A 7,001-nucleotide genomic window follows, 5' to 3' on the forward strand; every position below is an offset into this window, starting at 1 on the left:
AAATTTTAAAATTTTATCACAAATAACGCCGAGCGTCGAAAGGCTAAATTTATAGTGAGCAAAACAGATCGCGCGCAAAATATATGCATTTTTAAAGAGGTTTGCTTTGCGCCCCCGCGTGCTAGTCACCTCGCTTGAGATATTTTGCGGCGCGCGATACTTAGAATTTTAACAATAAATTTTACGAATTTATTTAATTTGTATTTTTTCGGCGCACAGGAGCTTGTTTTAATAAACGGCACGACGCGAAATTTAAAAGTCTAAATTTCGCGGTGTAAATTTTCGTTAACTTGCCACAGGTGTTACTTACACAAACGGCGGTAAAAGTAACACCGCGTTAGTTGTAAGTAATTTTGCAAATTTGCGCCTCGGTCGCAGTTGCGAGGTCCTTAGGCGCAAGAGCGATCTGTTTCCCGCGCACGCCTGCGCTAACATAAATTTTCTCCTGCGTTAGCGCTTTTTCATCGATGAAGGTGCGGAAGTGTTTTTTCATCCCAAGCGGTGAGCAGCCGCCCCTGACATAGCCCGTGACCTTTTGCAAATCCTTCAAATCCATCAGCTCGCAACGCTTCGCGCCGCAGATGTGCGCGAGCGCCTTGAGATCCAGATTTAGATCGCCTTGCAGGCAGGCTACGACATATTCGTGATCCGCCGTGCAAACTATCGTTTTATAAACCTGCTCGATCGGCTCGTTCACGCTGTTTGCCACGTGTACCGCGTCTAAATTTAAAGGGTCTACCACATATTCTTTGATCTCGTAAGGGATTTTCAGACCGTCCAGTACGCGCGCGGCGTTTGTTTTTGAACTCATTTCGCCTCCTTAAATTTAATAGCGGATTTTGTTTTCTTTCAAAAAATCGCGCAGATCTTCATATTCGCTCTGATCGAAATAGCGCCATTTGCCGGGTTTTAACATCCCAAGCGTCATTCTACCGAATGCCGTGCGCTTAAGCTCCACGACATCCAGATCGAAATAGCCGAAAAATCTACGCAGCTCGCGGTTTTGCCCCTCGTTAATGATCGCCTTTATCTTCGTATAACCGCCGCTGCTAGGCATTATGCGGTAGCCCAAAAAGGGTTTAAATTCCATCGATTTGATCTTGCTTTTAGCGTGCGCGCCCTTGCTCGCATCTGCGGCAAAAAAGCCCTCGCGGATCGCCGTTACGACCTCATCCCCCACCTCGCCTTTTACCTTTAGATAGTACTCTCGCTCGATGTCGCTGTTCATCAGCGCCGTAGCGATCGCCGGCGCATCGGTCAGCAGCAAAAGCCCTTCGCTTGCAAAATCCAAACGCCCCACGCTAACAAATCTGCTAAACCCCTCCGGCAAGCTATCGTAAATCGTCCGCCTGCCGCGATCGTCCTTTTTAGTAACTAACTCGCCTTTGCGTTTGTTATAAACGATCATCGTAAATTCCGTCTTAGGCTTGATAAGGCGCGAGCCGATACGGATCTTCTCCTCGCCGCTAACCTCTATAAAATCGCTAACGACGCGGCCGTTAATACTAACCTTGCCCTGCTTGATCAGCTCGTCCGCCTCACGGCGCGAATAGGCGGTGTTATGGGAGATAAATTTATTCAGACGCATCTTTTGCATTATTTTAGCCCCAGGCTCGTTAGATCGTGAATATGCAAGATCCCCGCGGGCACGCCATTTTCGACTACGGGCAGGACCTGGATTTTAAATTGCTCGATCAAATTTAGCGCATCTATGGCTAACATATTTTTATCGTCTAGCATTTTAGGATTTTTGGTGGCATATTTCAGCGCGGCGTCATTGATGTCAAAATCCTCTCGCATCAGTGCGCGGCGCAGATCGCCGTCGCTTAAGATCGCCTCAAGCGCGCCCTTTTCGTTCACTAACAAGACGGTGCCGAGCTTTCCGTGCGTCATAACGTCAATAGCTTGTTTTAGGCTGGCGTTAAGGCTTGCGACGGGCAAATTTTTACTTTGCATCACGTCTTTTACTTTGACGAAAAGCCGCTTGCCGAGGCTTCCGCCGGGATGAAAATTTGCAAAATCTTCTTTGCCGAATCTGCGCTGCCTCATCAAACAGATCGCTAACGCGTCGCCTAACGCAAGTGTTAGCGTCGTAGAAACCGTCGGTGCGGCGCCTAGCGGGCAGGCCTCTTTGACGATACCAAGGCTTATGAACTCATCGCTAACCTTGCCGAGCGAGCTGTTTTTATCGCGCGCCATCGCGATGATCTTCACGCCGAAGCGTTTGAGGTGAGGTAGAATTCTAACCAGCTCCTCGCTCTCGCCGCTAAAACTGATCGCAAGCACCATATCATCCTTGCCGATCATGCCCAGATCGCCGTGCAGCGCCTCGGTAGGGTGGACGAAAAATGACGGCGTACCGGTGCTAGCAAGCGTCGCGGCGATCTTAACGCCTATGTGGCCACTCTTACCCACGCCAGTGACGATTACCTTGCCCTTGCAAGCTAGGATCAGACTTACGGCTCGCTCAATTTCGCCGCCGATAAGATCCACATGTCGCAAAAGCTCCGTCCCTTCGAGCCTTAGCACCTCTCGTGCCGTATCTAAAATTTCACTCATTTAACCTTCTTTTTAAATTTTACTTTCATTTTGCGCCTCTTTACGCTGCGCCTAAATTTGCGCTAGCCGAAATTTCACGCCCTTGAAATTTACGCCATAAAATTTTAATCCGCGAAATTCTGCGCCGCTCTGCCCGCTTGCCGCGGGCTTGCTAGATGCTCTTTAAATTTTGCTTTACGCCGAAATTTTATTCGCCGCTTTAAAATTTCGCGCTGCAAGACCTGCTATGCTGCTTGAAATTTTAAACGCTATAAAGCCCGCTTACATCGCAAAATTTCAAGCTCGAGAGCTCACTCACGCCATTAAAATTTCACTTGCCCGCCGCAGATCGAATCCGCCTTGCACGCTAAATTTAGCCGCGCTTACATCAAATAAATTACCGGCACTATGGTCGGGTATTTTTTGATCTTTCTAAAGATGTGCTTTCGCACGGCCTGGCGGATCTTGCCCTCCAGCGCCCAGTGATCTAGCAAAATTTCATCTTTTAAATTTGCTAAAAACTGCTCGATGATGCCCTGCATCTCCTTGGTAAAGTACGCCGTTTGATTATCGGCGACGAGCCCGTAGGTGATGACGCGCGTCTGAATGAGCCTCTTTTCGTTTTTGTCGATCTGCGCGATGATTACCGCGACGCCCGCATCAGCTAAATTTTGACGGTGCTTGACGATCTCGTCGGAGATCTGCTTGTTGATCTGATTGTCGATGAAGACCTTGCCCGTCTTGACGGTCTTGACGCGCTTTAGATATTTTTCGCAAACCTCCATCTGATCGCCGTCGTTCATCAGATAGATATTTTTCTCCTCGATGCCGCACTCCATCGCGGTTTCTTTGTGCTTTACGATGTGGTTGTACTCGCCGTGCACGGGTAGAAAAAATTTCGGCTTTATCAAGCGCAGCATGAGTTTTTGCTCCTCGATCGAGGCATGCCCGCTTACGTGTATCTCGCTGAAGTCCTGATACGCGACCTTTGCGCCGCTTTTTAGCAGGTAGTTAAGCACAGTCGAGACGCTGCTTTCGTTGCCGGGGATCGCTTTGGCGCTGATGATTACCTGATCGGTGGATTTGATTTTAATGTATTTGTGCTCGTCCGTCGCCATACGGTACAGCGCACTCATCGTCTCGCCCTGCGAGCCGGTAGTAACGATTAAAACCTCATTATCGGGGTATTTGGAGACCTGATCGGCATCGACGAAGATCTTTTTGTCTAAATTTACATAGCCGAGCTCCATCGCGGTAAATAAATTTCTTTCCATGCTTCGTCCGATGACGCAGACCTTGCGGCCGTATTTTACGCCGCGCTCGATAGCCTGATAGACGCGGTGGATGTTTGAGCTGAAGGTGCTCATTATCACTCGCCCCTTACAGCTCGAAAATATCGTATCAAAGGTCTTACCTACCGAGCTTTCGGACTTTGTGATCCCCTCTTTATGCGAGTTTGTGCTATCGCTCATCAAAAGCATAACTCCGCGATCGCCGTAATACGCCAGGCGGTTCAGATCGGTCGGATAGCCATCGATCGGCGTGTGATCGATCTTAAAATCGCCCGTATGGATGATTGTGCCCGCCTTCGTCGTGATCGCAAGCGCGCTTGCATCGATAATCGAGTGCGTTATGTGGATAAACTCGACCTCAAAATCACCGATCTGATAAAGCTGGCGCTTCTGCACGGGGCGGAAGTAGCTACGCTCGGCTTTAAGGCCGTGCTCTTCAAATTTATTGCTTATCATCCCCAAAGGAAGCGGCGTAGCGTAGATCGGGAATTGAAATTCTTTGAAAAAATATGGCATCGCGCCGATATGATCCTCGTGCGCGTGGGTGATGAGGATGCCTTTGATCTTGTTTTTTATCTTGCGAACATAATCGAAGTCGGGGATTAAAATGTCCACGCCAAGCATACTCTCCTCTGGAAAGCTCATGCCCACATCGACGATGATCGCACTCGTATTGGTCTCAAAAACGGTCATATTCGCGCCGATCTCGCCCAGTCCGCCAAGCGGCGTGATACGCACCGTCTCATCGCTGCGATTAGCGTCTTTAAGCGGGTGCAGGCGCTCCTCGTGGATCAGCTTATTTTGCGCGATTGCCTCTTCCATCGCCTTTTGCCACGGCTCGTTGCCCGTGAGGCTCTTTGGCATATTGGAGCGCTTTTTGTGCTTTTTCTTTTTCTGCGAGTCTGAAGAGTTCGTATCGTCTGAGGCGCTAGAATTTGCGCCTTTTGCGTTATTGCCGCTCGATTTTGCGGCGCCGTCGCGGTTTAAATTTGAACCGCCCGCGCCGTTTTCGTTGCTTTTTGGGTATGCGCCGCCGAAATGCGCACCGCCCGCACCGTTTGAATGCGCGGCGTTTAAACCGCCATTTGACGCGCCACCCACAGAATTCGATCCGTTGCGAGAGCCATTTTTTGAACCCTTTGAACGAGCGGAATTTTGCCCGTTTTTCGCGCCTTTATTTTTGCGGGAGCCGTTTTCATGCTCGCCGCCGAATTCCGCGCCGCCCGCAGAGCCCTCACTCGCGATAGATTTTTTTAGATTTTCCTTGCGTTTTTTGTAGCGATTGCTTTTTTTGAGTCGTTCGACGCCGTTTTCATTTCTGTTTTCTTCCATCTTTTACCTTTAAATTTTTAAAAATTTCTAAAAAAAGGGTGGAATTTAACTCGTGCGCCCGAACCGTAGGCGGAATTTTCAAATTTAAAAAGATCTCTTCGGCTAAGCCTCTATCAAATTTTGCACTTAAATTTTTAATAAGCGTCTTTCGCGGCGCGCTGAAAGATACGCGCAAAAAGCTTTTAAATTTCTCGTATTCATCGAGATTTTGGAAACGGGCGCAACTTTTTACGCCGAGAGTCTCCGCGCTTTCCTCGGCACCGGGCTTGAAATTTTTGCCCTTTACGAGCCTGATCACCGACGAAGTTACCTTCGGCGCAGGCTCGAAGCAGCCAGGCTCAACGTCGAATAGAAGCTCGCAACCGCCCGCAAGATCCGCCAGGATCGAAAGAGCACTAAAATCGCTCTGCCCGGCTCTAGCGCAGAATTTTAAAGCGACCTCCTTTTGGATCATCACCAAAAATCCGCCGCATAGCTCATCGTCGATCGCCTGCAAAATCATCTTCGTAGCGACGTAGTAGGGCAAATTTGCGACTAAAAAATATTCGCCGCAGCCAAGACCCTGCTGCTGCCAAATCCGCAAAGCATCGCCCAAAACGAGCTCAAGCTCGCCGCTAGCGATCTGCTGCGCAAATTTAGCGCTTAAAATTTGATATAAATCTTCATCTATCTCGAAACTTTTTAATCTGTAAAATTCCAAAAGCTTACGAGTTAAATCACCTAAGCCAGCCCCGATCTCAACGACATTCTGTACATTCTCGGGAATCGCTTGGATGATCTTGCTTAAAACGGCTTCGTCTTTTAAAAAATTTTGCCCGAACTCTTTTTTCGCCCTAATCATCGCGAGAGTCTAGCCAAATTTTACTTATAAAGTCATTATGTTAAGTAAAATTTGGCTAAAATCATAAAAAATTTTATTTCGAAGGGCTGCTTTGAATAGATTCGCAAAACGCATAATCCCATGCCTAGATGTCAAAGACGGACGGGTGGTAAAGGGCATAAATTTCGTAGGTCTCGTGGATGCGGGCGATCCGGTCGAGATAGCCAAGCGCTACAACGAAGAGGGCGCGGACGAGCTGTGTTTCCTCGATATCACGGCGTCGCATCTGGGGCGCGATACGATCGTGGACGTCGTAGAGCGGGTCGCGCGCGAGCTTTTTATCCCGCTGACCGTGGGCGGCGGCATACGCACGATCGATGATATCTCGCGCTTACTAAACGTCGGTTGCGACAAAATAAGCCTCAACTCCGCCGCGATAAAAAATCCGAATTTGATAGACGAAGCGGCGAATAAATTCGGCTCGCAGTGCGTCGTGGTAGCGATCGACGCAAAACGAAATTCGAACGAAATTTCAAGCGGTAATTTATGCGGCGCGACACGGAATTTGAACGCAAATTTACGCAACGAAGCACAGAATTTTAGAGAGACTTCACGCAGCTCGCAGGATGAAATTTTAACTGGGAACGGCGAGTTTTGCGGCTATAGCGTGTTTATAAACGGCGGCAGGCTGGATACCGGCAGGGACGCGCTTTCTTGGGCAAAGGAGGTGCAGGAGCGCGGCGCAGGCGAAATTTTACTCACGTCGATGGACTGCGACGGCGTTAAAAACGGCTTTGAGCTAAATTTGACGCGGATTTTTAGCGAGCTTGACATCCCCGTCATCGCAAGCGGCGGTGCGGGTAAAATAGAGCATTTTAAGGACGCATTTTTAGCAGGCGCGGACGCATGCCTGGCGGCATCGATTTTTCACTTTAGAGAGATCGAAATCAAGGCGCTAAAAGCATATCTGCAGGAGCAAGGCATCGAAGTGAGACTGTAAATTTGGTCAGATTTATACC

Annotated in this window: 6 protein-coding genes; 1 reads left to right on the forward strand and 5 read right to left on the reverse strand. The window is 48.9% G+C overall.

Going from position 1 to position 7,001, the window contains the following annotated elements:
- Positions 1-337: 337 nt before the first annotated feature.
- From ybaK to rsmA, 5 genes are all read right to left on the reverse strand, one after another.
- Positions 338-811: a Cys-tRNA(Pro) deacylase gene (gene ybaK, locus Q0277_RS10145; RefSeq protein ID WP_297997716.1), complete on the reverse strand. Its 474-nt coding sequence runs from the start codon at positions 809-811 to the stop codon at positions 338-340.
- A gap of 15 nt (positions 812-826) precedes the next feature.
- Positions 827-1,588 carry a pseudouridine synthase gene (locus Q0277_RS10150; RefSeq protein ID WP_297997724.1) on the reverse strand — a complete coding sequence of 254 codons (762 nt, stop codon included), beginning with the start codon at positions 1,586-1,588 and terminating at the stop codon, positions 827-829.
- An 8-nt stretch (positions 1,589-1,596) separates the two neighbouring features.
- A complete protein-coding gene (locus Q0277_RS10155) occupies positions 1,597-2,559 on the reverse strand; it encodes a KpsF/GutQ family sugar-phosphate isomerase (protein WP_297997717.1) in 963 nt (320 codons plus the stop codon).
- A 362-nt stretch (positions 2,560-2,921) separates the two neighbouring features.
- A complete protein-coding gene (locus Q0277_RS10160; RefSeq protein WP_297997719.1) occupies positions 2,922-5,162 on the reverse strand; it encodes an RNase J family beta-CASP ribonuclease in 2,241 nt (746 codons plus the stop codon).
- Positions 5,143-6,003 (reverse strand): 16S rRNA (adenine(1518)-N(6)/adenine(1519)-N(6))-dimethyltransferase RsmA, encoded by an 861-nt coding sequence (rsmA, locus tag Q0277_RS10165; protein ID WP_297997720.1) that lies wholly within the window; start codon positions 6,001-6,003, stop codon positions 5,143-5,145. Before rsmA ends, Q0277_RS10160 begins: the two co-directional genes overlap by 20 nt.
- A 91-nt stretch (positions 6,004-6,094) precedes the next feature.
- Here rsmA and hisF point away from each other — a divergent pair, with 91 nt between their 5' ends.
- Positions 6,095-6,982 carry an imidazole glycerol phosphate synthase subunit HisF gene (hisF, locus tag Q0277_RS10170; RefSeq protein WP_297997722.1) on the forward strand — a complete coding sequence of 296 codons (888 nt, stop codon included), beginning with the start codon at positions 6,095-6,097 and terminating at the stop codon, positions 6,980-6,982.
- Positions 6,983-7,001 lie beyond the last annotated feature (19 nt).

This window comes from uncultured Campylobacter sp., assembly GCF_938030815.1.
In the GTDB taxonomy this organism is placed as follows: Bacteria; Campylobacterota; Campylobacteria; order Campylobacterales; family Campylobacteraceae; genus Campylobacter_B.

Excerpts from the sequence above, each read along its gene's own strand:
- ybaK (WP_297997716.1), bottom strand. The coding sequence starts at position 811 with ATGAGTTCAAAAACAAACGCCGCGCGCGTACTGGACGGTCTGAAAATC.
- Q0277_RS10160 (WP_297997719.1), bottom strand. The coding sequence starts at position 5,162 with ATGGAAGAAAACAGAAATGAAAACGGCGTCGAACGACTCAAAAAAAGC.
- rsmA (WP_297997720.1), bottom strand. The coding sequence starts at position 6,003 with ATGATTAGGGCGAAAAAAGAGTTCGGGCAAAATTTTTTAAAAGACGAA.
- Q0277_RS10155 (WP_297997717.1), bottom strand. The coding sequence starts at position 2,559 with ATGAGTGAAATTTTAGATACGGCACGAGAGGTGCTAAGGCTCGAAGGG.
- Q0277_RS10150 (WP_297997724.1), bottom strand. The coding sequence starts at position 1,588 with ATGCGTCTGAATAAATTTATCTCCCATAACACCGCCTATTCGCGCCGT.